The following is a 23,509-nucleotide window of genomic DNA, read 5'->3' as shown; positions in this document are numbered from 1 at the left end:
CGGTACGGAGGCGAACATGGCGCTCAGTGCGCGCAAGGTCCTCATCACCGGCGGTTCCGCCGGCATCGGCGAGGCGACGGCCCGCGCCCTGACGGACCGGGGCGCGCACGTCGCCGTCCTCGCCAGGGACAGCGAGCGGCTCCGGGCGGTCGCCCGGGAGACCGGCGCCCGGCCCGTCCCGGCGGACCTCCGCGACCCCGACGCGGTGCCGCGGGCGGTCGAGGCCGCCGCCGACGCGCTCGGCGGCCTCGACGCCCTGGTGAACAACGCCGGGAGCTTCCGGCTCGGCACGGTGCACGACGGCCGCCCCGCCGACTGGCGGGAGATGGTCGAACTGAACGTCCTCGGGCTGCTCGCCGCGTCCCAGGCCGCCATCCCCTTCCTGACACGGAGCGGGTCCGGACAGCTGATCAACATCAGTTCGATGAGCGGGCGGCGGACGCCCGGTGCGGTGACGGGCGTCTACGCGGGCACGAAACACGCGGTGCACGCCATCAGCGACGGTCTCCGCGACGAACTGCACGACCGCGGCATCCGGGTCACCGTGCTCTCGCCCGGCATGGTGCTGACCAACCGCGGCGCCTACATCACCGACCCGCAGGTGCGGGAGACGACCGCCCGCTGGCACCAGGAGCAGGGGCTCGATCCCGCCGACGTCGCCGCACAGGTCTGCCATGTCCTCGCCGCGCCGCCCGACGTGCACCTGGTCGAGATCGCTCTCATCTCCGCACGGCAGGCCCCTTGATGGGAAGAGCCGCCGCGGTCGGCTACCGCGCGCTGCTGCAGTCCTCGGCCGTCTCGGCACTCGGCGACGGAGTCCGCTTCGCCGCCCTGCCGCTGCTGGCCGTCGCCCTCCTGGACAGTCCGTTCCAGGTGACCGTCCTGACCGCGGCCGGAACGGCGTCCTGGCTGCTGGTGGCCCTGCCCGCCGGGGTCTACGTGGACCGCCTCGACCGGCAGCGCGTCATGGTCTTCGCGGATCTGCTGCGCAGCCTGGTGCTCCTCGGGGCGATCGTGCTCCTCCTCGCCGGCCACCTCACCTTCTGGCCACTGGTGACCCTGGCGTTCCTCCTCGGCGTCGGCGAGGTGCTCTTCGACTGCGCCGCCAACGCCCTGCTGCCCGGACTGGTGGACGGCAACGGCCTGGAGCGGGCCAACGGCCATCTCTACGCCACCCAGACCATCGGCCGCGACCTGGCCGGGCAGGCACTCGGCGGGCTTCTCTTCGCGGTGGGCAGAAGCGTGCCGCTGCTGCTCGACGCGGTGTCCTTCCTGTGCTCGGCGCTGCTGCTGCGCCGGGTCCGCACGGTACGGCGGACGCCGCCCCGGCCCCAGCGGTCCGGACACGTCCGGCGGGAGATCGGAGAGTGTCTCCGGTACCTGCTGCGGCATCGCGTCCTGCTGAAGCTCACTGCCGCGGCGACGCTGGTGAACACCGTCTACATGGGACAGCTCGCCGTGCTGATCCTCCTGGTGCGGCAGGAACTGCGCCTGCCGGCCGCCCTGTACGGGGTGCTGCTGACGGTCGGCGCGCTGGGCGGCGTGGCCGCCAGCACGACGGCGGCACGTCTCACCGAGGCCCTCGGCCGCAGGGCGATCCTGACCGGCGGCCCGGTGGCCGTCGCCCTGTCGGGGCTCGGGATCGCCGCGACGAGGAACATCTACGTCATCGCCTGCGCGTACTGCCTCTCGGTGTACGCGATCACCTGCTGGACGGTGATAGCCGTCTCCCTGCGCCAGAGCATGGTCCCCGACCGGCTCCGTGGCCGGAGCGTCAGCGTGGACCGCCTCTTCACCTGGGGGACGAATCCGTTCGGCGTGCTGGGCGCCGGAGCGGTCAGCCAGCTGTGGGGGCCACGTGCGGCGTTCGCCGTCGGCAGCCTGTGCGCCCTGGCCGCCCTGGCCGTCATGGCCACGGCCGTCCGCTCCCTTCCGGAGCGAGCCGGGGCACACCTCCGCTGATCACGAGCCGGTGTGCCGCCCGCCTCGGCCGGCCGGGGCGGCACACCGCTCAGAGCGCCGCCGGATCCACCGCCTCCGCCATCGCCCGGTAACCGGCGTCGCCCGGGTGCTTGCGGTCGCCGCTGTCGTACGCGGGCAGCAGCGCCTCGGGGGCCGACGGATCGGCCAGTGCCGCCGCGAAGTCGGCGACCGCGTCGAAGGCGCCGGAGGTGCGGATCCACGCGTTGATCTCCCGGCGCTTCGCCTCGGCGTGCGGCGTGTGGTACTCGGAGCCCCGGAACGGCATGATCGTGCCACCGATGATCCGTACCCCGGCCGCTCGGGCCTCCGCGATCAGACCGCGGTAGCCGTCGATGATCTGCGGGGCGGACAGATCCGGATTCGGCCGGTACGTCGGGAACGCGTCCGCGCCCACCTCGCTGAAGCCGATGTCGTTGAGGCCCACGAGTACGATCGCCGTCCGCACCCCGGGCTTGTCCAGGACGTCCCGCCGGAAGCGTGCACCGGCCCGTTCGCCGAACCAGGCCGAGTCGTTGAGCAGCAGGTTTCCGCCGATCCCGGCGTTGAGCACCGGGCGGTCCAGGCCAGCGGCGGCCAGCCGTTCGGCGAGCGCGTCCGGGTAGCGGCGGCCGGTGTCGGTGGTCGAGGCGAAGCCGTCGGTGATCGAGTCGCCGAACGCCACCACGGTGTCCCGCCGGGCCGGGCCGCCCGCCAGCTCGACGTCGGCGAGGAAGTACCAGGAGACCGTCGTCTCGCCGAAGACGGCCGGGTCGGCGGCGGACAGCTGGTCGCCCGCGGCGCGGTAGGCGGTGGTGAACGCCTGGGCGTGGAAGGTCGCGGGACCGGTCGGCCGCGCGAAGTAGAGGCTCACCGTGAGCCGGTCGAAGGGCGCCGCGGACAGCTCGGCCGCGTCGCTCCAGACCTCGCCGCCCGCCGGAATCCGGACCGATCCGGCGCCCGCGAAGGTCAGCCGGCGCGTCGTCCCGTCCTGGACGGCGGCGCCCTGGTCCGTACGGGCGAGAGCGGCGCCGCCGACCTCCAGGGGAGTGTCGCCGAAGCGGTTGGAGAGGCGGACGCGGGCCGCCGTGCCGGAGCCGGTGACCCGGACGACCTGACGTACCGTCTGGTCGGCGAACCCCTCCTCGGCCCAGTTCTTGTCGAATCCGGTGCTGGGGCGCTGTACGGCGGTGCTCCAGCCGGCGTTCCACACGGTGTCGCCACTCATGATGACCACTCACTTCTCGCTCGTCGTTGCGGTGCACACGAGCCTGCCGAGCGGGCGGGGGGACACCCAGATCCCGGGGATACGTACGCATCGGGTGCCTACCAACGGGAGGGTCACGCTGCGGGGACGGCGGCGTCCGCCCGAGGCCGTCCAGGTCCGTCCAGATCCGACTGGGTCCGTCCGGGTCCGTCCGGGTCCGTCCGGCCGGTCAAGGTTGGCGCAATCTTGATCGTGAGAGATCAGAGAGCGTGCCGAGTGGAGTTTCACTCGATCAAGCTCGGCAAGGCGAACGGCACACACCCCACCGGACAGCACCCTGACCCCCCGAATCCTCCACGGACACCCCGACTCCTCTGACTCCTCTACGGACTCCCGAGCCCCTTACGAACTCCCGACACCCCTACGGACTTACGGAGGCGACGTGCTCGACAGCGCATCCGAGCTGGGCCGCCGCGGCGCCCTGGCCGCCACCGCGGCGGCCGGCCTCGGTCTCCTCACCGCCTGCGCCGGGGCGGCGGACGGCGACGCGTCACCACCCGGCGCGGCACCGCCCCGGACCGCGGGCACCCCCAGCGGCCGGACCGGCAGCCCGTCACCCAGGCCGGCCAAGAAGCGGCCCCAGCTGCCGCGCGGCGGACGGGAACTGTTCCCCCGTCACCAGCTCGCCGGCTACTGCGGCCTGCCAGGAGCCGCCGCGCTCGGCCGCCTCGGCATCGGCGACCTGGATGAACGCGCCCGTGAGATCGAGAAGCTGGCGCAGACCTACGCCGCCGACCGCGAGCCGCTGCCCGTCCTCGAACTGCTGGCCGTGGTCGCCAATTCCAGCGCGGGCCCCGACGGGACCTACCGCTCGCGGACGTCCGCCGACACCGTCCGCCGCTTCCACGAAGCCGCCCGCAAGCACCGCGCACTGCTGCTCCTGAACATCCAGCCGGGCCGCGCCTCGGCACTCGGCGAGGTCAAGGCGTTGCGAGAATGGCTGGTGCACCCGGACGTGGGCGTCGCCCTGGACCCCGAGTGGGAGATGGGCCCGGACGAGAAACCGGGCGACACCTACGGGAGCACCGACGGCGGTGAACTCACCGACATCGCCCGCTACCTCTCCGGCCTGGTCCGTGAACACGACCTGCCCGAAAAGGCCTTCGTCTTCCACCAGGTGGCGACCTCGGTCGTCGAGGACCAGCACGCGTTCCGGCCGCAGCCCGGCGTCGCCGCCATCAAATGCGCCGACGGCATCGGCTCGCCGGGGCTGAAGCGCGGCACCTGGAACGACCTGGTCAGAAAGCTGCCCCGCGGGATGCACACCGGCTTCAAGCTCTTCTACGACGAGGACACCGAGGGCAGCCGCCTGATGACCCACAAGGAGGTCCTGGCACTGCGGCCGCAGCCGGAGTACGTCATGTACGAGTGACGGCGCACCGTCCCGCGTGCCCCTTCCCGCTCTCGTCCCGGCCATGTCCCCACCGCCTTCACTCCGACATCAGCACGACCTCCAGCTTCCGCGGCCCGTGCACCCCTTCGACCCGGTCCAGCTCGATGTCGCTGGTCGCCGACGGGCCGGAGATCCACGTCAACGGCCGCTCCGGATCGAGGCGTTCGAGTGCCTGCGGCACCGAGTCGACGACCTGGTCCGGCACGCGGACCACGCAGATGTGATGGTCGGGAATGAGCGAGATCCGGCGGCGTCCCTGGTCGGGCGAGCCGTCCAGCACGATGGTGCCGGTCTCGGCGATGGCCACCGCGCAGCCGGTGACGACACTTTCGACCGTGTCGAGTTCGCGGGTGGTGCTCGCCGCCCGGTCGTGGATACGGGTGGGATCGGCGGCGGCCATCCACCAGGGGTCCAGCCCCGGTGGCACGAGCACCGTCTGCGAGCCGTGGTGGGCCAGCAGCCGCATGATCAGCATGTCCATGTCCCGCGTGGTGCAGTGGTGCACCAGCGCCCGGTACTCCGCGAGACGCTCCGCCAGCATCGCCACCCGCTCCTTTGGCGTACGGGAGCCGTGGACGCGCAGATAGTCGCGCGGCACCGGCGGATCCTCGTACCCCTCACCGCGCGGTACGTCCGCCAGCGCCCGGCGCACCCGTGCCAGCACCACATCCCGGCTGCTCACCTGTCCCGCTCCTCTCCACGCGTACGCCGCCACCAGTCACGGAAGGACTCGGCCGGCACCGGCGGCAGATCCCGGGTGTCCGACCAGGCGCGCCCAGGGCCCGGCAGGCGGCGCGGATGCAGCCGCCGGGTGCGGGCCGCCAGCCGCTGGCCCGTACGCAGCACCCCCGGGTGGTCGAACGCGAACCCCGCCGCGCGCATCGCGGCGCGCTCCGCGGCATGCCCCTTGGCCGGTTTGACGACGGTCTTCACACCGCGCCGCGTCACCCGGCCGCCCTGCACCACCCGCTCCCGCAGATGCACCAGCACCTCCGGGATGTCGATGGCCACCGGGCACACCTCGTAGCAGGCGCCGCACAGCGACGACGCGTACGGCAGTGAGGCGTCCAGCTCGCTCGCCGTACCGCGCATCTGCGGGGTGAGGATCGCGCCGATGGGTCCTGGGTACGCCGAGCCGTACGCGTGCCCGCCGGCCCGCTCGTACACCGGGCACACGTTCAGGCAGGCCGAGCAGCGGATACAGCGCAGCGCCTGGCGGCCGACCGTGTCGGCGAGGGTGTCGGTGCGCCCGTTGTCCAGCAGCACGAGGTGGAAGGTGTCCGGCCCGTCGCCGTCCGTCGTGCCGGTCCACATCGAGGTGTACGGGTTCATCCGCTCGGCGGTCGAGGACCGGGGCAGCAGCTGGAGGAAGATCTCCAGGTCCTGCCAGGTCGGCACGACCTTCTCGATGCCGACGACGGAGATCAGCGTCTCCGGCAGGGTCAGGCACATCCGGCCGTTGCCCTCGGACTCCACGACGACCAGCGTCCCGGTGTCGGCCACCATGAAGTTGGCGCCGGAGACGCCGACCTTCGCGTCGAGGAACTTCTCGCGCAGATGCAGCCGCGCCGCCTCCGCCAGCTCGGACGGCGCGTCGGACAGCCCCTCCGGCGCCGGGCGGCCCCAACGCCCCATCTGCTCGCGGAAGATGTCCCGGATCTCGCTCCGGTTGCGGTGGATCGCGGGCACCAGGATGTGGGACGGCAGATCGTCGCCGAGCTGCACGATCAGCTCCGCCAGGTCCGTCTCGTACGCGCTGATGCCCGCCTCGGCCAGCGCCCGGTTCAGCCCGGTCTCCTGCGTCGCCATCGACTTGACCTTGACGACCTCGCGCTCGCCGGTCTCCCGCACCAGCCGGGCCACGATGGCGTTGGCCTCGGCGGCGTCCGCCGCCCAGTGCACCTGCCCGCCGGCGGCCGTCACCGACTCCTCCAGCCGCTCCAGGTAGTGGTCGAGGTGGCGCAGCGTACGGTCCTTGACGGCGGCGCCCGCGGCCCGCAGCCGCGCCCAGTCGTCCAGCTCCGCGACCGCCTTGGCCCGTTTGTCGCGGATGGTGTGGGTGGCGTGGCGCAGGTTGCCGCGCAGCCGTGCGTCCTGTGTGGAGGACGCGGCGGCCGTGGGGAACGCGGGCATACCGAGATACGTGCCGCTCATCGCGGGCTCCCTTCCGTGACGGCGGCGGGCACCGGCCCCCGTGCGTCGGCCTCCGTGGCGGCCAGGATCTCCGCGATGTGCACGGGCCGGGCCGCCGCGCCCTGCCGCTGGAGCGTGCCGCCGATGTGCAGCAGGCAGGAGTTGTCGACCGTGCAGACCGCCTCGGCCCCCGTTTCCCGGATGGCCTGCGCCTTGTCGGCGCCCATCGCGGCCGACACCGCCGGGTTCTTCACCGCGAAGGTGCCGCCGAAGCCGCAGCACTCCTCGGCGCCCGGCAGCTCCCGCAGCTCCAGTCCCCGCACCCGCTCCAGCAGCCGCCGCGGCCGGTCGCCCAGGCCCAGCATCCGCAGGCCGTGGCAGGTGGGGTGGTAGGTGACGGTGTGCGGGTAGTACGCGCCGACGTCCGTCACCTTCAGCACGTCGACCAGGAACTCGGTCAGCTCGTACGTCTTCGGTACGGCGCTCGCCGCGGCCCGCGCCAGCTCCCGCCCGCCGCGCCCCTCGGCCGCGGCCTTCGCCGCGATCCGCGGATAGTTGTCGCGCACCATTGCCGCACACGACCCGGAGGGGGTGACCACGTAGTCGTAATCGGCGAAGGCACGGTCGAAGCGGCGCACCAGCGGTTCCGTCAGATGCCGGTAGCCGGTGTTGAACTGCGGCTGGCCACAGCAGCTCTGCTGCTCAGGGAATCCCACCTCGACCCCGAGGCGTTCCAGCAGCGTGATCACTGCCCGGCCGGTGTCCGGGTAGAGCGTGTCGTTGATACAGGTGACGAACAGTGCTACGCGCACGTTGCCATCTCCTTTCGGCTGCCGTGGCCGCTGGCGGCGGGCCGCCTCACCGGTACATGATCACCTGTCGGCTCATCCTGCCCCAGCGGCGGGCGAAGGAGAAGGACCCGGAACGGAGGACCATGACACGTGCGGAGCAGGCCGAGAACGTGACGGAGGAGGGGGCGCCGGACGGCGCGCCGCGGAAGGTGTCGCAGCTGCGGCAGCTCGCCGCGGCGTCGGTCGGCAACGCCGTGGAGTGGTACGACTGGTACGCGTACTCCTTCCTGGCCGTCTATATCGCCGAGCGGGTCTTCCCGAAGGGCACCGGCAACTCGCTGGTGCCGCTGCTGTCCACCTTCGCGGTGTTCGCGGTGGGCTTCTTCATGCGGCCGGTCGGCGGACTGCTGATGGGCGCGGTCGCCGACCGCCGTGGCCGCCGGGCCGCGCTGACTCTGACGATCCTGCTGATGGGCGGCGGCAGCCTGCTCGTCGCCGTCACCCCGACCTACGCTGCCACCGGCGTCCTCGCGCCGGTCGTGCTCGTCGTCGCCCGGCTCGTGCAGGGGCTCTCCGTGGGCGGTGAGTTCGCCGCCTCCACCACCTTCCTCGTCGAGTCCGCCGGGCCCGGCCGGCGCGGGCTGTTCTCCAGCTTCCAGTACGTCTCCACCACCGCCGGCCAGCTGCTGGCGTCCGGCACCGCCGCCCTCCTGGCGGGCGTACTGTCCGAGGGCCAGATGGGACAGTGGGGCTGGCGCCTGGTGTTCCTGATCGGCGCGGTGCTCAGCCTGCTCGGACTGTGGATCCGCAGCGGTGCGCGCGAGACACGCAGCGAGGAGCAGCAAGCCGCCGCCCGCCCCGGCATCTTCGAGGCGCTGCGCCGCTACCCGCGCCAGTCCCTGCTGATCTGCGGCATCACCGCCGGCGGCACCCTCGCGTACTACACCTGGACCACCTACCTGCCCACGTACGCGCAGGTCAACGCGGGATTCGACAAGAGCGAAGCGCTCACCGTCGGCACCCTGTCGCTGCTGTTCTTCGCCCTGCTCCAGCCGCTCGGCGGCCTCCTCTCGGACCGCATCGGCCGCAAGCCGCTGCTGCTCGGCTTCGCGCTGGGCTTCGCGGTGCTCGCCGTACCGCTGCTGCACCTGGTGACCGATGCCTTCCTGTCGCTGCTGCTCGTGCAGTGCGCGGGCATGGTGCTGCTGACCGGGTACACCGCGGTCGCCGCGGCCGTGAACGCCGAGGTCTTCCCGGCCCGCGTACGGGCCGCGGGCATCGGTTTCCCGTACTCGCTGACCGTGGCCCTCTTCGGCGGCACCGCACCGTACGTGGGCACCTGGTTCAAGCAGGCCGGGCACGCGGACCTGTTCCCGTGGTACGTCTCCGCGCTCTGCCTGATCTCCTTCGTCGTGTACCTGACCCTGCCGGAGACCGCCAAGCAGAAGCTGGACACCTGAGGCGGCCGTGCGCGCGGGCCGGCCGTGGCCCGTGCGCACGCCGCGAACGGCCCGCACGCCGCATCACACCGGCAGCGTCACTTGCGGGCGACGATCGCCGCGTTGGCGCCGGGCGCCTCGAACGACACCTTGCGGACCTCGGCGAACCCGGCGTCGGTCAGCCAGGAGCTGTACTCCGCCGCCGTGTAGTTACGGCCGCCCTCGGTCTCGACCAGCATGTTCAGGCTCATCAGGGCGGCCGGCGCGGGCCCGGTCAGATCGTCGTCGACCATCAGCTCACTGATCACCAGGGTGCCGCCCGGCGGCAGCGCCGCACAGCACTTGTCCAGCAGCATGCGGTTGGTGTCCTCGTCCCAGTCGTGCAGGATCATCGACAGCACGATGATGTCGTGCCCGCCGGGCAGGTCGGGTTCGGCGAGGAAATCGCCGGGGTGGGTGCCGATCCGGTCGTCGAGCCCGGCGTCGGCGATGTTGCGTTCGGCGACCGGGCACACCTTCGGCAAGTCGTACACCGTCGCCTTCAGCCCCGGATGCCGCCGGCACAGCTCGATGGCGTACGCACCGGAACCGCCGCCCACGTCCAGCAGCCGCGCCCCGGCGGTGAGGTCCACCACTTCGCCGAGCCGCTGCGCGGTCCACGACGACAGCGCGTGCATCGCCTCCCAGAAGACGGACAGCAGCCCCGGGTCCTCGGTGTCGAACAGGTGCGGCTGCTTGTCGGGGTCCCAGGTGGTGGGCCGGTTGGTGCGCACGGCCTCGCCGAGCCGGCCCCAGCCCGGGTACAGCCGCTGGTCCAGCATCCGCAGCCAGCCGCTGAAGTGGTACGGGCGGCCCGGCACCAGATAGGCGTCGGTCAGCGGCGAGTTGACGAAGCGGCCGTCCCCGTGGCGCTCCAGCAGGTCCAGCGCCGCGCAGCCGGTCAGCAGCATCCCCGCGGGCCGTATGCCGATCTCCAGTTCCTCGGCGCACTCCTCGACCGTTCCGCCGCCCAGCCGGTCGAGCAGACCGAACAGACCCAGCTCGTCGGCGGTGGCCAGCGTCTTGAATGCCCAGAACCCGGTGGCTAACTGCATCAGCGGCAGCGGGGACGCGGTCGGCGCGACGGGGTGCGGGGATTCCATGGGATGCCTCCAGGGATCGATACGGGGGTGATACGGGGGACGTGCGGGGATCGCACGGAAGTTTACGGACGCGAACATACGTCCGTGCCCGTGATCACTACCACCGCCGGGAGGCTGTCACACACGGAAAACGGGCACCGAAGACGGTGCCCGGGAGCGGGGGAAGGGGCGCCGTCCCGCCCTGGCGCGGGCGGGACGGCACGATCGGGGAGGGGCGCGCCGCGGCTCGGTGCCGTCGCTGGCTGCGGCTCGGTGCCGTCAGGGGGTGTGGCCGTGTCCGGTGCCCGACTCGATGGTGCCGCCCAGGGCGCGCCGCAGCGGCAGCAGCGCGCTCCGGGAAGGGCCGGTGACCGACCAGCGGGTGCCGACGAGGTAGGTGCCCCCGTACGCCTGGGCCTCGGTGAGCCATGCGCGTTTCTTGCCGTCACTGCTGAAGGTCAGGATGCGGAAGACACCGGCGCCGGTGGTGCAGCCGCCTTCTCGCAGCTCCTGGGCCTCGATGATGACGTCGGCGCGGCAGCCGAGGGCGGAGGCGATCCGGGCCATGGAAGCGGGCTGGGCGGGCTGCGCGGGCGAGGTGGTCGACGGGCCGGGCGGGTGAGGCGGGGGAGCGGTGGGCGCGGTGTGCCGGGCGGGCTGCGCGGGCGGGGCGGGACCGCCGTTCGCGTAGCCGGTCACGACGATCGCACAGGACAGGGCACCCGCCGCGAGGAGGGGAAGCGTCGGCCCGGACGGAAACCTCATGGGAAGGCCCTCCCTTTCAGCGGCACTCACGGCCGGAATTGATGCAGTCCACGGCCTTGCGCATCAGACGCTGCGGCATCAGGTTGATGAAATCGCCGTGGTCCGTGACCGGGTTGTGCAACTGGTCGGGAAAACTGTCCACCGCGTACAGCGTGCCCGGGGGAACGGTGTAGGTCAGCCGCTGCACCAGCCGGGGAATGGCCCGAAAGCCGTTCCGACACCGCCCGTTCCCGCCCGGAAAGACCACATGCGTACGGTGATTGGCGCTGTCGATGTTGCGCCCGTCCCAGCAACTGGGAAATTCCAGCGACCGGACGACCTCGCTGCCCCGGGGACAGAGCGGATATTTGTTCCGCAACTGCCGGTCCTCGAAACCGGTGCAGCTCCACGAGGCGTGCGCCTGGGACGGCCCGTTCGTCAGCGCTTTCGCGTCACCGGTGAGGTTCCGCAGGAAAGGCGGCATGGCGGTCACCTCTCCCGCTCCGTTCCCGTCGAAGGTCAGCGACACATCGACGGGACGCAGGATCGTGCCCACATTGCCGTCCTGCCCGCCGCCGGGCGCGTCGGCGTCCCGCTCCCGGCCGTTGTCCCGCAGCCGCAGCACCGGCCAGTAATAGGTGGACCTGTCCCCGTTGCCACAGGTCGTGTCCGCCCGCGCCAGTTCGTTGTCGGAGGAGAACGCGTCCGTCTCCAGATTTCCGACGTAGTCGTGCATGTGGTGGGCGCCGTTGCTCACGCCCGGCGCCACGATCAGGTTGTCCGGATTGTTGTGCCCGTTCTCGTTGCGCCCGCATTCCGACCGGAAGGAACCGCCCTGCCCGTCCTGGGTGCTGCCGTCCTGAGCTCCGCCGTTCTGGGCTCTGCCGTTCCGGTCGTTCGGCCGTACGGTGGTGATGTCGACGAAGTCGTCGCGGAAAGGTCCGTTGTCCGCACTGTTTCCGTCCTGCGAGCCGCGGGGAGCGCTCTGCGCTGCGGCGGATATCTCCGTCGTCCGGCACGCGCTCAGCCGGTCGAGTGCGGTGGGCTGTTCACCGGCCCGGCGCAGGGCGTCCGTGATGCGCCCGATGGCGGCACTGCGGTCCCGCTCCAGCGCGCCCAGCACCCGGCCCTGTGTGCCGGGGGCGGCCGACCACCGCTGGAACGCCCGTGCCACCTGTGCTTCCAGTTGCCCCAGGTTCCGGTTCACTTCGGGCGCCGCCTGCGCCGGGAGGCTGCGCAGCCGTTGCCCTACGTCCGGGCAGCTGATCGTCCGGCTGGGCGCGGTGCCTGGGGGGCGGCCTCCCGGGCCTCCCGTGCCGCCTTCGCCGGAGAGTTCGGGCCGGGCGGTGCCGGGGCCGCCGGTACCGGCCAGCGCCTGTGCGGCGATCAGTGCCGTACCGCCGCACGCGGCCAGCGCCGCGACGATCAGCGCTCCGCTCCGCTTCGACAGGCGCGTCCTCTTGTGCGGACGCGGCGCCCACGCCGGTATCCGATTCTGCTTCTGATTCTGCTTCTGGTTCTGCTTCTGCCGTTTCATGTCATCACTTCGCTTCACTTCGCGGTTCACCGTTCCTGCGGAATGCGGTCTGCGGAATGTGGCCCTGGGAGATGCGGTTCTGGGAGATGCGGTCCTGGGAATTGAAACCCTGTGGAAACGCGACGGAGACGGAAGTCCACCTCCCGTACGCGACGGGATCACGCGGGCGGCGGCGCCACCGTAGCCGTACCGGGCCCGCCGGTTGCCGGTCCGTCGGCGAGTGCGCCGAAGTCGACCAGTCCGGTCTGTTCCAGAGCTGTTATGTGATCGAGGACGACGTTGTTGGCACGCGTGGCCAGATCCCGGATCACGGAATTGCGGGTGCCTGACCGCACTTGGGCGACGAGGGAGAAGACCTTGCCGTGTGCGCGGCGCGCCAGATTCGCGAACAGCCGCTCGTAAGCGTCACCTTCGGCCGCGTCGAGCTGGGCGAGCCAGCCCTGCTGCTCACCGGTCGGCTGCCCGGGGAGCGTGATGGCCAGGGTGCGGGCCGCGTCGGCTGCACGCTGATTGAGATCGGTGTGCCCTTCCATCAAATGCCGGCCCGCGTGCTGGACAGCCTGCCGCGTTCCGCGTCGCAACGCCTGCCGCCCCGCGGGGAGTTCCCACAACCCGGCCTGCCGTACCTTCCTGACGAATTCACGGTCGAGCGGTGACAGCGGACCAGACGGCGTGTTCCACACCCCGAGCCCGTCGTCCTGCGCGGCGGGAGCGGAACTGTCCGCGGCGCTGCCACTGCTCGCGAAAAGCTGCACCGGCAGCAGGATGGCCACGGCCGTGAGGGAAAGCCCGGCAATGACCAGCCCGGTCCCCACCGAGAATCGCGACCGGACACCGCCGATCACCGAACGCCGCCGTCCGACGCTTCGCAAGGTGTCCTCCTTCTCCGGGTGACGGGAAAGAGGACGCTAATGCGGTGCCGGGCGGCCTTCGCCTTGTTGGCGCCAACCGCACAAAGAACCGCCACGGCGGAGTCCGCTTGCTAGGATGCCGGGCCGCGCCGGGCCGCGTCGATCCGTACTGGGCGCTGCCGGTGCGTCGGCCGCTGGTGCGGGCCGCGCTCGCTGCACCCCTCGCGCCGCCCCGTACCCCTTTACGCCCTTGCGGCCCGTGAATCCCGGGGCGACACACCACAAAATACGCGGCAATCGGGTGATTTGATGCGCTGAGCGTCACCAAGGACAGCGGAACGTCAATACCTTCAGCAAACACAGCAACGCTGCCGGTCAGCCGCGGCCGACCGCAGCCGTACGTGAAGGAGACGTCCCCATGTCCGCACCGCGCCGCCTGCTGACCACGGCCTGTGTGACCGCGCTCGCCCTCACCGCGCCACTGGGCGGCAGCATCTCGCTGGCCGCCGCCCCGGAGAGCCCGCGCCCGGTGCCCGCGCCCCAGGGGGATCTGACCCGGGTGGGCCAGGGCAACGGTGAGTTCTGCCTGGCACCGGGGGCCCACCGCGCCCTCGCCAAGGCGCACGTACGGCTCAACGCCGTCCGCCCGGCCCGGCTCTCCGGAACCCGCGAGCGGAGGTGCGTCACCACGCCGATCACCGGCGGGACGTTCAACCGCAGCCTCTCCAAGGGCGAGCTGCGCTTCGACGGAGGTTTCGAGTTCACGCGCGGCGGCCGTTACCTGCGGGTCAACCACCTGAAGGCGGACTTCGCCACCGGACGGGTCTCCGGGGACGTCCGGGGCACCCGGCCCGCCAGGGCGGCGTTCCTGGCGTTCACCCTGGACCGCAAGCAGGTACGGGTCTCCTCCGGCAAGGTCACCGCGCGCGTCACCTTCACGCTGACCAGCCAGGGCGCCGCATCCTTCAAGAGCGCTTTCGGTGTCGCGCCGGTCAAGGCGGGCGAGCGGCTCTTCGAGGGCACCGGCACGGCGGACGTCCGCCTGCCGCACCCGTCCCACACCCTCCGCCCGGCCCGGACGACGTTCGACGTCCACCAGTGACCGGCCGCGGCCAGTGACCGGCCACGGCCGCTGACTGCCGGCCGGGGCGGGCCCGTGTCCCCGTGCGTGACCTTCACGGCCCGCCCCGGCTCGGCCACTGGAGATGACGCACGAGCCCCACTCCGCCCGACCGTCCGACCGCCCGGTGGCGCGTGCGACGGCGACGCGGCGCGCGGGTACGGGCGTGCGCCGTGCGCGTGCGGCAGACTCCCGGTATGCGTGTTGTCATCTTGTGTGGTGGAGAGAGTTCGGAGCGAGACGTCTCGCTGGCCTCCGGCTGGTCGGCCACCCGGGCCCTGCTGGAGCGGGAGCACGAGGTGGTACTGGTCGACCCGGCCGCCGCGGAGCCGGTCCTGGCCGGTCCGCTGCGCCCCGGTGACGTGGTCGACGGGGTCGTGGTCGGCAAGGAGCCGCCGTCCCGCTCGGACCGGCAACGGCTCCGGTCGCACATGTACGCCGCCCTCACCGGCGGCCCGGTCCTGGAACTGCTGCGCGGCGCCGACCTGGTGTTCCTCGCGCTGCACGGCGGCTGGGGCGAGGACGGGCACGTACAGGCGCTGCTGGAGATGGCCGGTGTGCCGTTCACCGGCGCGGACAGTGCGACCTGCGCGGCCGCGTGGCACAAGGGCCGGACGCAGGCGGTGTTGTCCGCGGCAGGTCTGCCGGTGGCCGAGCGGGCACTGTGGCGGCCCGGGGCGTCCGAGGTGCCGCAGTACGTGCGACGGCTGGTGTCGGCCGGACCGGTGGTGGCCAAGCCGGCCGCGGACGGTTCGAGCGTGTCGGTCCACCGGGTCGACTCGCTGTCGCAGTTGGAGCAGATCGCCGCCGAAGTGCGCTCCGACGGTGAGGACCTGCTGGTGGAACCGTTCCTGCCGGGGCGGGAGTTCACCGTGGCCGTGCTCGGCGAGCAGGCGCTTCCCGTGATCGAGATCGAGCTGACGGCACCGGTCTTCGATTACGCGGCCAAGTACCAGCCCGGGGCGGCCGGCGAGGTGTGCCCGGCGCGGATCCCGGACGACTTCGCGTCCCGGCTGCGGGAGTCGGCTCTGCGCGCGCACCGTGCCCTGGGATTCGGCAGCGACACGTACTCGCGCGCCGACTTCCGCTGCGACGCCGCCGGCGAGCCGATGTGCCTCGAAGTGAACGCCCTCCCGGGCCTGACGGCGACGAGCCTGGTCCCGCTCGCGGCGGCCGGGGCGGGCTGGACCTACCCCGACCTGATCCAGCGCATCGTGGACCTCGCGACGCACTGAGCCCGTACGCCGCCCGGTGCGACAGCGCGACAGCGCGCCGGGCGGCGTCATGACCACTTACGCGACCGCCGCCCCCAGCGGAATACGGCCGGTCGCCGCCCCGCCAAACGCCAGGACCGGGCCGGTTATGCTTCCGATACATGACCATCGAGCTGCGGCACCTGCGCGCTTTTGTCGCCATCGCCGATGAAGGCAACGTCACCCGCGCCGCCGCCCGCCTCCACGTCGGCCAGCCGGCGCTCTCCCGCACCCTGCGCCAACTTGAGGACCACCTGGGCGCCCGGCTCGTGGACCGTTCCACGCACCACCTCGAACTGACCGCCGAGGGCCGCATGTTCCGCGACAAGGCCCGCGCAGCCCTCGCCGCCGCCGATACCGCCCTCGACCCTCGCGGACTGCACCACTGGCCGCTGCGCCTCGGCCACACCTGGGCGGCACTCGGCGACCACACCGTCCCGCTGCTGCGCCGCTGGGACGAGACACGCCCCGGCACGCCACTGGAACTGCTCCGCATCGACGACCGTACGGCGGGCCTCACTCAGGGCAGGACCGACGCGGCCCTGCTGCGCGGCGACGTCACCGCGGTAGGACTCCGCACGGAACCGCTGATGTCGGAGGAACGGGTGGTGGTCATGCCGGCGGACAGCCCGCTGGCGGCTCTGCCCCGGATCACCCTGGCGGACCTCGCCGCGTACACGATCGCCCTCAACACCGTCTCCGGCACCACGACGATGGACCTGTGGCCGCCAACGGCCCGGCCGGTCGCGGCGGTCGAGGTGACCAACACCGACGAGTGGCTCATCGCCATCGCCGCGGGCCGCTCCGTGGGCATCTCCACGTCGGCCACCCCGAGCAACCACATGCACCCCTCGCTGGTCCACCGCCCGCTCGCGGACGCACCTCCCGTCCTCGTCGTCCTCGCCTGGCGCGAGGGCCCGGGACACCCGGCCGTCCCGGACCTGCTCGCCCTCGCCCGCCAGGTCCTGGCCACGGGGAAAACCGCCAAGGCCGCGAGCGCGTAGGCATGGCGGGCCGATGGCCAGCCGCGGTCCGCGGTCCGCGGTCCGAGGAGGCATGGCGGACCGGTGGGCTGCGGCGATCCGCGGCCCGAAGAGGCATGGCGACATCCGGCCCCACCCGCCGGGCACCCCATGGGACGCTGAGCAACATGGCCGAGCCCTTCCACAAACGGAACTCCACGCGTTCCGCCGAACGAAGATGACCGACGCGCTCCTGACCGGACTGCTCGCCGGCTACGGCATCGCCATGCCGGTGGGAGCCATGGCGGTCCTCATCGTCACGCTCTCCGCCCGGGTCTCGCTGCGCCAGGGCATGGCAGCCGCACTCGGCGTCGCCACCGCGGACGGGCTGTACGCGCTCATCGCCGTAGTCGGCGGCGCCGCGCTCGCCCACGCGCTCGTCTCCGTCGCCCGCCCCATGCAACTCGTCAGCGCGGCGGTACTCGTACTCATCGCCCTGCGCGGTCTGACGGCCGCAGTGCGCGCACACCGGACGCAAGACCCTGGGGCACCGGCCACCAGCACGTCCCCGCTACGCACCTACACCAGCCTGGTCGGGCTGACGCTTCTCAACCCGGTCACGGTCGTCTACTTCGGCGCCCTGGTCATCGGCCGTCAGACCACTTCCCCCTCGACCGCCGCCGGTGCGGTCTTCGTGGCCGCCGCCTTCGCCGCCTCGGCCAGCTGGCAGGCACTACTCGCCGCGGGCGGCGCCCTGCTCGGACGCATCCTCACCGGCAAACGGGGCCGCCTGACCCTGGCCGCGACCGGAAACGGCGCAATCCTACTGCTCGCCACCCGCCTCGCCTGGACAGCCACGACCTGATACGACCCGAAACCGGACCCGGGCCCGGTCAGTCACCTGAAGAGGCCCCCGGTGGCCAGGTACCGCTTGACCTCGGCATCCACGCAGACGTTGCCGTAACCACCGCAAATCCCGCGGCGGTTGACGCCCCGGAGAGTGATCAGCCTGCAACTCGGCAACGTGCCGGGACAGCACACCTAGAGGCACGGCCGTCGATCTTCACTGCAGTTTTCACCTCGGCACCGGTGGACCCAGCCCCCTGTGTTTCCGGCCGGATTGCGCTGCCTCAGCACCACCGCAGGCGGGCGCGAGACATTAGCGCAGGTGACCCCGGTGGCACAGGGGGCCTCCGACCGGACCGGTGGCCCGGCGCGAAGGCGTGCACGCGGACGCGGAGCGAAGCTCTTGCGCCGGAAGCGCCCCGTGTAGTCCGCTGTCCCTCATGGTGAAGCGGAGAGTTGCCACACTGATTGCCGTCCTGGTCACAAGTTCCCTGGCTACGAGCGGGCCGACACCCCGCGCGGCAGCCGCCGAGCCCGAAGCGGGCAGTTCGCCGCCGTCCGCCGGGTCGTCCCCGGTGCCGGGCATCGATCTCGACACCGTGACGATCCCGGAGCTGCAGACGCGGATGGCGGGCGGTTCGCTGACCTCCTCGGCACTGACCCGGGCCTACCTGCAACGGATCAAGGCCGTCAACCCCAGGATCAACGCGGTCCTGCGCACCGACCCCACGGCCCTGCGCCAGGCGGCCGCCAGCGACGCCAGACACCGGCGCGGCGACACCCTGGGACCGCTGGACGGCATCCCCGTCCTGCTCAAGGACAACGTGGACACCCACGACATGCCCACCACGGCCGGATCGCTGGCCCTGGCCGGCAGCCCGCCGGACACCGACGCCACCCTGGTGACCAGACTCCGGGAAGCGGGCGCGGTGATCCTCGGCAAGACCAACCTGTCGGAATGGGCGAACTTCCGCGCGACGAAGCCGACGTCCGGCTGGTCGGCGGTCGGCGGACAGACCCACAACCCGTACGTACTGGACCGCAACCCGTGCGGTTCCTCCTCCGGTTCGGCCGCCGCGCTCGCCGCGTCCCTGTCGCAGGTGGCGATCGGTACCGAGACGGACGGCTCCATCGTGTGCCCGGCCGGGATGAACGGGGTGGTCGGCCACAAACCCAGCCTCGGCCTGGTCAGCGGCGCAGGCGTCGTGCCGATCTCCGCCGAGCAGGACACCGCGGGGCCCATGGCACGCAACGTCACCGACGCCGCGCTCACCCTCTCGGTGCTCAGCGGCGGGGACACCGGGCGCCATGAGGACGCCACCCGCGCCCTCGCGGAGGTGGCGAAGCACCCCGGCGGACTGCGCGGCAAACGGATCGGCCTGTGGCGGCTGCCCTCGCTCGGCGCCGAGGTGGACGCCGTGATGACCCGTACGGCGGCGAAGCTGCGCAAGGCGGGAGCCGAGGTCGTCGAGGTGACGCCCCCGTACCAGAATCGGCTCGCCGAACTGGAATTCCCGGCCCTGCTCAGCGAATTCCACCGGGACATCGACGCCTACCTCGCCACCCGCAAGGGCCCGCGGAACCTCGCCGAACTGATCGAGTTCAACCGTACCCATCCGGCCGAGCACACCTGCTTCGCGGGCCAGGAACTGTTCGAGCAGGCCCTCGCCGCGCCTCCCACCACCGACCCGAAGTACCGCGCCATGCGCGCCGAGCTGAAGGACCTCTCCCAGCGGTCCATCGACGAGACCCTGGCCGCCCATCATCTGGACGCCATCGCCGCGCCGACGAACCCGCCCGCGTGGACGACCGACTGCGCACGTGGTGACAATGACGTGATCCCGTCCTCCACCCCCGCGGCCGTCGCCGGGTACCCGTCGTTGTCGGTGCCCGCCGGGGCCGTGGGCGAACTGCCCGTCGGCCTGCTCCTGACGGCCGGAAACCACCAGGACGCCGAGCTGCTGGCGCTGGGGGCCGCGGTGGAACACCGCCTGGACGCCTGGCGGGCACCGCGGTACCTGCCGTCGCTGGGCAGCGGCGACTCCCGGTGAGCCGGCTGTCGACGTCACCTTGACCGTGCGCACGCCGCTGTGTCCGTGCGCACGCCACCGTGTCCGTGCGCACGCCACCGTGTCCGTGCGCACGCCACCGTGTCCGTGCGCACGCTGCCGTGTCCGTGCGCACGCCACCGTGTCCGTGAACACTCCGCCGTAAACACTCCTGGGCAGTGCCCTCGCTCCTCGTCAGGCCGGCGACGGCGGCGAGGTGCGCTGTCCGAGAGGGGGGCGCTCGGCTCTGGTTGGACGGGCCTGGTCAGGCTGCCCGGCTCTGCTCACACCGCCGAAAACGGAGGCACTTCGTCCATCGCCCGCAGCAGCTTCCGCGCGGGTTCGGCCTCCTCCGGCCGTACGGACGAGGCAAGCCGTTCGACGACCGGCCGGCCCGTGAGTACGGTCGCGCGGGAGGCTGCCTCCCAGCCGAGCTGCTCCCGGTAGCTCGGGGAGTGCTTGGTGTTCCGCGCCGTCGAGGCGGAGGCGTGCCATACATCGGCCCGGCCGATGTTCTCCAGCAGCTCCAGCAACTCGGTCTTGCACGGTACGTGCGGTGTCCCGGCGAGCTCCAGGAGGAACGGGACCGCAGGGGCTGTTGCCTCACCGACGACAAACCCCAATCCGCAGACGCATTCGCCGAGGTCGTCGGCTGCTTGGCGGGCGGCGTCCTCGCCCCCGTACACGATCCGGGACAACAGGGACGGGACGCTCGCAGCCGTCTCCCCCTGCGAGTGGCGCAGTTCCGCCCAGTGCATACGGGAGACTCCTCTCAACAGACTTCCCATACGCTGCCCCTCTCACCGGAGACACGACGGCCCCGGCGATGCTCCGGTGCTTCGTGCGGTGACGCCGAGGAGGCATTCGCCCTACCACCACGTCGGGAGATCCCATGAGTGCCGTCATACGCAGAGCCGTGCATGCCGCTGACGGTGAACACCTCAGCCTCTGCACCGTGACACCGAAAGACGAAAGCGCCGGGGCCTGCGGCGTCGTCATCATGCATGGCGCCGGCACCGGTGACAAGGAACGCAACCTGCCGTTCGCCGAGGACTTCGCCGCATACGGGCACCCTGCCGTCGTGCTGGACTTCTCGGGCCACGGGGAGAGCACGGGAGCGCTGCCCGACCTCAGCCTCCGGCGACGGCGCGACCAGGCCGCAGCCGTCATCGACGAAGTCTTCGACGATGAACGCCCCTTGGTGCTGGTCGGATTCAGTATGAGCGGCCAGACCGTCGCCGACCTGGTGGACCTGTACGGCGGGCGGGTGGCGGCCATCGTCCTCTGCGCGCCGGGCATCTACGCGAAGGACGCCTGGGACGTCCCCTTCGGCGCCGGGTTCACCGAGCTGATCCGGCGCCCGGAGAGCTGGCGTGACAGCCAGGCGCTGGACACTTACGCGCGGTTCGACGGCCGCGCGCTCCTCGTCGTACCGGAACAGGACACGGTCATCCCCGACGGGACGACCGAACTGATCCGCGCCGCGCTGTCCACCCGCGCGGACCTCTCCGTACTCCGGCTCGCGGGAGCCGGTCACCAGCTCGGCGCCTGGCTGGCCGGCAAGCCGCAGGACCGGAGGGACATCATCAGGGCGCTGCCGCGCACCAGCGGGTGAGGGCTGCTGCCAGGCGCCGGAACGAACGACCTGACCGATACGACCTGAACGATGCGACCTGGCCGAAACAACCTGAACGATATGATCAATGCATGGCGCCAACTGACAGCACATCAGCGGACCATGAGGCAGTCGGAGCCATCACCTACCGGACGGCGGCGAGCGAGAAGGACCGGTCCGCCGTCATCAAGGGCGAGTTCATCTCGGACACCGTCTACGAGGTGGTCGGCACCGAGGACGGGTTCACCCTCCGGCCCGCCCGGCTGGACCCGCCGGTTCACAAGGTCTTTCCCGACGACGAGCCCGGGAGCGACGGGCCGCCGGACGGCGGGAAACGCTTCGTCGCGCTCGACGGCGACCGTGTGTGCGGTTATGTGGACACCGAGTACGAGCCCTGGAACCGGCGGCTGATCATCGCCGACATCGAGGTGGACGGGCCGTACCAGGGCCGGGGCATCGGACGCACGCTGATGGACCACGCCGTCGACCGGGCCGGGGAGTGCGGCGCCGGGCATCTGTGGCTGGAGGTCACGAACGTCAACGGCCCGGCGATCCGCGCGTACCAGCGGATGGGGTTCGGCTTCTGCGGCCTGGACACGTCTCTCTACAGTGGCACCGCGTCCGAGGGGGAGACGGCGCTGTACATGAGCCGCTTCCTCGGCTGAAGCGCCAGCGTCAGCATCAGGACCAGTGCCAGCACCACGCCGCATCCCTGCCGGTTGCCGTAGCGCAAGGGAGACCTTGCGACCCATTGTGTTGACCATTAGTCAGGGATTAGTAATCCATTAGTGTGACGACAGGATTGCCGGGCAGCGTGTGACGCGTCCACGCAAGCACGTCGAAGGAACAAGGACATGCGCAAGAAGTTCACCAAGGCAGCCGTCGTCCTGGCCGGTGTCGCGGTAGCCACCACGATCAGCATGGGCGCTGCGCAGGCGGAAGAGCGGTTCACCGTGCCCGATCACGCGACGTGTGAGAAGCAGGGCATGGAGAAGACGAACCACAAGGGCCCCTGGATGTGCAGCGAGAACCCGGACGGGACCTGGCTTCTCGAAATCGGCTGACCGCCTCGTAAGGCCGAAGGCCAAGGGTTAAAGGCCAAGGGTTAAAGGCCAAAGGCCAAAGGCTCGCTGGCCGAGTGCCGAACGCCTTCACCGCCCCGGCTCTCGCAGCAGAGCCGGGGCGGTTCAGCGGGTGGCGACCAGGGTGCCCGGTTGCAGGAGCTGCCGGATGTCGCGTACGGCCGCACGTCCGGCGCGGTTGGCGCCGATGGTGCTGGCGGACGGGCCGTAGCCGACGAGGTGGACGCGGGGGTCGCGGGCGGTTCGGGTGCCGTCCAGGCGGATGCCGCCGCCCGGTTCGCGCAGGTGGAGCGGGGCCAGGTGGTCCAGGGCGGGGCGGAAGCCGGTGGCGTAGAGGATGGTGTCGGCGTCCGCGCTGGTCACGCCGTCGTCTCGCGCGCCGTCCGGCCAGCGGGCGCCGGTTTCGGTGAGGCGGTCGAACATCGGGTGACGGACCAGGGCGCCCTGCCGACGGGCCAGCCACAGAGCCTCGGACGGCGTGAGGGGCCCGGCGTGGGAGGTGCGGCCTTGCGGCACGGCAGTGATCGGCAGTCCCGTCACGGACACCACGCTCTGCGGTGGCAGTCCCTCCCGGACCCGTTCCTCGACCTGCGCGACGGCCGCCCGTCCCCGCTGTTCGTCGAACGGACCTTCGTGGAAGAGCGGCGGGCGGCGGGTCACCCAGGTGGTCGCGGCGGCGACGTCCGCGATCTCCAGCAGCTGCTGGACGGCCGAGGTGCCGCCGCCGACGACGATGACGCGCTGCCCGGCGAAGTCCTGCGGCCCCCGGTACGCGGAGCTGTGCAGCTGCCTGCCGCGGAAGATCTCCTGGCCGGGGAAGCGCGGCCAGAAGGGCCGGTCCCAGGTGCCGGTCGCGTTGACCAGGGCCCGGGTGGCGTACGTACCTTCCGAGGTCTCCACCAGGAGGCGGCCGTCCGCGCCGTCGCGCACCGACCGGACATCCACCGGCCGGTGCACGCGCAGCCCGAAGGTGCGCTCGTAGGTGTCGAAGTACGCGCCGATCACCTCGGAGGACGGGCGGTCCGGATCGGCGCCGGTCAGCTCCATGCCGGGCAGCGCGTGCATCCCGTGGACCTTGCCGTACGTCAGGGTGGGCCAGCGGAACTGCCACGCGCCGCCCGGTCGCGGTGAGTGGTCCAGTACGACGACGTCCCGGTCCGGTACGTACCCCACCCGCCGCAGGTGGAAGGCGGCGGCCAGGCCGGCCTGCCCGGCACCGGCCACCACGACCTCGGTTTCCCGCACCCCTGAGTAGTTCATGTTTCTACTAACCAGGGTGGGGTCGGAAAACTTCCGCCACTCCTATCCTCGGACTCCCGCGCTCCCGCACGGCCTCACCCGCCGGTCT

22 protein-coding genes are annotated in these 23,509 nt (G+C 71.7%); 12 read left to right on the top strand and 10 right to left on the bottom strand.

Features of this window, described 5'->3' with window-relative positions:
- Positions 1–16: 16 nt before the first annotated feature.
- Positions 17–745, top strand: coding sequence for an SDR family oxidoreductase (locus tag A6A06_RS33750; protein ID WP_073766736.1), 729 nt, complete (start codon positions 17–19; stop codon positions 743–745).
- Entirely contained in the window at positions 745–1,962 is a 1,218-nt protein-coding gene (locus tag A6A06_RS33745; protein ID WP_073766734.1) for an MFS transporter, read from the top strand. The genes A6A06_RS33750 and A6A06_RS33745 overlap by 1 nt, the downstream gene beginning before the upstream one ends.
- A 49-nt stretch (positions 1,963–2,011) precedes the next feature.
- Here A6A06_RS33745 and A6A06_RS33740 read toward each other — a convergent pair whose 3' ends face one another.
- Positions 2,012–3,187, bottom strand: a complete 1,176-nt coding sequence (locus A6A06_RS33740) for an SGNH/GDSL hydrolase family protein (RefSeq protein WP_073767186.1) — start codon at positions 3,185–3,187, stop codon at positions 2,012–2,014.
- 421 nt (positions 3,188–3,608) lie between these two features.
- Between A6A06_RS33740 and A6A06_RS33735 the strand changes: the two genes are divergently transcribed.
- The gene (locus tag A6A06_RS33735) at positions 3,609–4,598 is read left to right on the top strand and encodes a hypothetical protein (RefSeq protein WP_073766732.1); all 990 of its coding nucleotides are present in this window, start codon (positions 3,609–3,611) and stop codon (positions 4,596–4,598) included.
- Positions 4,599–4,656: 58 nt separating this feature from the next.
- On the opposite strand, the gene A6A06_RS33730 is transcribed toward A6A06_RS33735, so the two are convergent.
- From A6A06_RS33730 to A6A06_RS33720, 3 genes are read right to left on the bottom strand one after another with little or no spacing between them, the layout of a single operon-like run.
- Positions 4,657–5,301: a LutC/YkgG family protein gene (locus tag A6A06_RS33730; protein ID WP_073766730.1), complete on the bottom strand. Its 645-nt coding sequence runs from the start codon at positions 5,299–5,301 to the stop codon at positions 4,657–4,659.
- The gene (locus tag A6A06_RS33725) at positions 5,298–6,773 is read right to left on the bottom strand and encodes a lactate utilization protein B (RefSeq protein ID WP_073766728.1); all 1,476 of its coding nucleotides are present in this window, start codon (positions 6,771–6,773) and stop codon (positions 5,298–5,300) included. Before A6A06_RS33725 ends, A6A06_RS33730 begins: the two co-directional genes overlap by 4 nt.
- Positions 6,770–7,564, bottom strand: a complete 795-nt coding sequence (locus tag A6A06_RS33720; protein WP_073766726.1) for a (Fe-S)-binding protein — start codon at positions 7,562–7,564, stop codon at positions 6,770–6,772. Before A6A06_RS33720 ends, A6A06_RS33725 begins: the two co-directional genes overlap by 4 nt.
- A gap of 122 nt (positions 7,565–7,686) precedes the next feature.
- Between A6A06_RS33720 and A6A06_RS33715 the strand changes: the two genes are divergently transcribed.
- Positions 7,687–9,003: an MFS transporter gene (locus A6A06_RS33715; RefSeq protein WP_073767184.1), complete on the top strand. Its 1,317-nt coding sequence runs from the start codon at positions 7,687–7,689 to the stop codon at positions 9,001–9,003.
- Positions 9,004–9,080: 77 nt separating this feature from the next.
- Here the strand turns inward: A6A06_RS33715 and A6A06_RS33710 are convergent, their stop codons facing one another.
- The 4 genes from A6A06_RS33710 to A6A06_RS33695 all read right to left on the bottom strand — a co-directional run bounded on the left by A6A06_RS33710 (position 9,081) and on the right by A6A06_RS33695 (position 13,157).
- Entirely contained in the window at positions 9,081–10,124 is a 1,044-nt protein-coding gene (locus A6A06_RS33710) for a methyltransferase (RefSeq protein ID WP_079194542.1), read from the bottom strand.
- Between the two features lie 258 nt (positions 10,125–10,382).
- Positions 10,383–10,868 (bottom strand): hypothetical protein, encoded by a 486-nt coding sequence (locus tag A6A06_RS33705; protein ID WP_073766724.1) that lies wholly within the window; start codon positions 10,866–10,868, stop codon positions 10,383–10,385.
- A 16-nt stretch (positions 10,869–10,884) separates the two neighbouring features.
- Entirely contained in the window at positions 10,885–12,384 is a 1,500-nt protein-coding gene (locus A6A06_RS33700) for a DUF1996 domain-containing protein (RefSeq protein WP_079194541.1), read from the bottom strand.
- Positions 12,385–12,542: 158 nt separating this feature from the next.
- Positions 12,543–13,157 carry a DUF4142 domain-containing protein gene (locus A6A06_RS33695; protein WP_242441086.1) on the bottom strand — a complete coding sequence of 205 codons (615 nt, stop codon included), beginning with the start codon at positions 13,155–13,157 and terminating at the stop codon, positions 12,543–12,545.
- A gap of 496 nt (positions 13,158–13,653) precedes the next feature.
- Between A6A06_RS33695 and A6A06_RS33690 the strand changes: the two genes are divergently transcribed.
- The 5 genes from A6A06_RS33690 to A6A06_RS33670 all read left to right on the top strand — a co-directional run bounded on the left by A6A06_RS33690 (position 13,654) and on the right by A6A06_RS33670 (position 19,467).
- On the top strand, positions 13,654–14,337 hold the full coding sequence (locus A6A06_RS33690) for a hypothetical protein (RefSeq protein WP_073766720.1): 684 nt from the start codon (positions 13,654–13,656) through the stop codon (positions 14,335–14,337).
- A 215-nt stretch (positions 14,338–14,552) separates the two neighbouring features.
- A complete protein-coding gene (locus tag A6A06_RS33685) occupies positions 14,553–15,590 on the top strand; it encodes a D-alanine--D-alanine ligase family protein (RefSeq protein WP_073766718.1) in 1,038 nt (345 codons plus the stop codon).
- Between the two features lie 140 nt (positions 15,591–15,730).
- Positions 15,731–16,612, top strand: a complete 882-nt coding sequence (locus A6A06_RS33680; RefSeq protein WP_073766716.1) for a LysR family transcriptional regulator — start codon at positions 15,731–15,733, stop codon at positions 16,610–16,612.
- Between the two features lie 196 nt (positions 16,613–16,808).
- Entirely contained in the window at positions 16,809–17,435 is a 627-nt protein-coding gene (locus A6A06_RS33675) for a LysE family translocator (RefSeq protein WP_073766714.1), read from the top strand.
- Positions 17,436–17,856: 421 nt separating this feature from the next.
- Positions 17,857–19,467 carry an amidase gene (locus A6A06_RS33670; RefSeq protein ID WP_073766712.1) on the top strand — a complete coding sequence of 537 codons (1,611 nt, stop codon included), beginning with the start codon at positions 17,857–17,859 and terminating at the stop codon, positions 19,465–19,467.
- A gap of 281 nt (positions 19,468–19,748) precedes the next feature.
- On the opposite strand, the gene A6A06_RS33665 is transcribed toward A6A06_RS33670, so the two are convergent.
- The gene (locus A6A06_RS33665) at positions 19,749–20,222 is read right to left on the bottom strand and encodes a hypothetical protein (protein WP_242441085.1); all 474 of its coding nucleotides are present in this window, start codon (positions 20,220–20,222) and stop codon (positions 19,749–19,751) included.
- A gap of 197 nt (positions 20,223–20,419) precedes the next feature.
- Here A6A06_RS33665 and A6A06_RS33660 point away from each other — a divergent pair, with 197 nt between their 5' ends.
- From A6A06_RS33660 to A6A06_RS33650, 3 genes are all read left to right on the top strand, one after another.
- On the top strand, positions 20,420–21,079 hold the full coding sequence (locus A6A06_RS33660; RefSeq protein ID WP_242441084.1) for an alpha/beta hydrolase: 660 nt from the start codon (positions 20,420–20,422) through the stop codon (positions 21,077–21,079).
- Between the two features lie 92 nt (positions 21,080–21,171).
- Positions 21,172–21,744 (top strand): GNAT family N-acetyltransferase, encoded by a 573-nt coding sequence (locus A6A06_RS33655; protein WP_073766706.1) that lies wholly within the window; start codon positions 21,172–21,174, stop codon positions 21,742–21,744.
- Positions 21,745–21,933: 189 nt separating this feature from the next.
- Positions 21,934–22,143 (top strand): hypothetical protein, encoded by a 210-nt coding sequence (locus tag A6A06_RS33650; protein ID WP_073766704.1) that lies wholly within the window; start codon positions 21,934–21,936, stop codon positions 22,141–22,143.
- A 123-nt stretch (positions 22,144–22,266) separates the two neighbouring features.
- Here A6A06_RS33650 and A6A06_RS33645 read toward each other — a convergent pair whose 3' ends face one another.
- Entirely contained in the window at positions 22,267–23,421 is a 1,155-nt protein-coding gene (locus tag A6A06_RS33645; protein WP_199931345.1) for an NAD(P)-binding domain-containing protein, read from the bottom strand.
- Positions 23,422–23,509 lie beyond the last annotated feature (88 nt).

The organism is Streptomyces sp. CB02923 (assembly GCF_001905005.1).
GTDB lineage: Bacteria > Actinomycetota > Actinomycetes > Streptomycetales > Streptomycetaceae > Streptomyces.
The sequence above is the reverse complement of the archived record's forward strand: the minus strand, read 5'-3'. Positions and strand labels throughout refer to the sequence as shown.

Excerpts from the sequence above, each read along its gene's own strand:
- A6A06_RS33650 (WP_073766704.1), top strand. The coding sequence starts at position 21,934 with ATGCGCAAGAAGTTCACCAAGGCAGCCGTCGTCCTGGCCGGTGTCGCG.
- A6A06_RS33680 (WP_073766716.1), top strand. The coding sequence starts at position 15,731 with ATGACCATCGAGCTGCGGCACCTGCGCGCTTTTGTCGCCATCGCCGAT.
- A6A06_RS33700 (WP_079194541.1), bottom strand. The coding sequence starts at position 12,384 with ATGAAACGGCAGAAGCAGAACCAGAAGCAGAATCAGAAGCAGAATCGG.
- A6A06_RS33655 (WP_073766706.1), top strand. The coding sequence starts at position 21,172 with ATGGCGCCAACTGACAGCACATCAGCGGACCATGAGGCAGTCGGAGCC.
- A6A06_RS33645 (WP_199931345.1), bottom strand. The coding sequence starts at position 23,421 with ATGAACTACTCAGGGGTGCGGGAAACCGAGGTCGTGGTGGCCGGTGCC.
- A6A06_RS33750 (WP_073766736.1), top strand. The coding sequence starts at position 17 with ATGGCGCTCAGTGCGCGCAAGGTCCTCATCACCGGCGGTTCCGCCGGC.
- A6A06_RS33675 (WP_073766714.1), top strand. The coding sequence starts at position 16,809 with ATGACCGACGCGCTCCTGACCGGACTGCTCGCCGGCTACGGCATCGCC.
- A6A06_RS33740 (WP_073767186.1), bottom strand. The coding sequence starts at position 3,187 with ATGAGTGGCGACACCGTGTGGAACGCCGGCTGGAGCACCGCCGTACAG.
- A6A06_RS33685 (WP_073766718.1), top strand. The coding sequence starts at position 14,553 with ATGCGTGTTGTCATCTTGTGTGGTGGAGAGAGTTCGGAGCGAGACGTC.
- A6A06_RS33725 (WP_073766728.1), bottom strand. The coding sequence starts at position 6,773 with ATGAGCGGCACGTATCTCGGTATGCCCGCGTTCCCCACGGCCGCCGCG.
- A6A06_RS33690 (WP_073766720.1), top strand. The coding sequence starts at position 13,654 with ATGTCCGCACCGCGCCGCCTGCTGACCACGGCCTGTGTGACCGCGCTC.
- A6A06_RS33715 (WP_073767184.1), top strand. The coding sequence starts at position 7,687 with ATGACACGTGCGGAGCAGGCCGAGAACGTGACGGAGGAGGGGGCGCCG.
- A6A06_RS33705 (WP_073766724.1), bottom strand. The coding sequence starts at position 10,868 with ATGAGGTTTCCGTCCGGGCCGACGCTTCCCCTCCTCGCGGCGGGTGCC.
- A6A06_RS33665 (WP_242441085.1), bottom strand. The coding sequence starts at position 20,222 with ATGCACTGGGCGGAACTGCGCCACTCGCAGGGGGAGACGGCTGCGAGC.
- A6A06_RS33670 (WP_073766712.1), top strand. The coding sequence starts at position 17,857 with ATGGTGAAGCGGAGAGTTGCCACACTGATTGCCGTCCTGGTCACAAGT.
- A6A06_RS33710 (WP_079194542.1), bottom strand. The coding sequence starts at position 10,124 with ATGGAATCCCCGCACCCCGTCGCGCCGACCGCGTCCCCGCTGCCGCTG.
- A6A06_RS33745 (WP_073766734.1), top strand. The coding sequence starts at position 745 with ATGGGAAGAGCCGCCGCGGTCGGCTACCGCGCGCTGCTGCAGTCCTCG.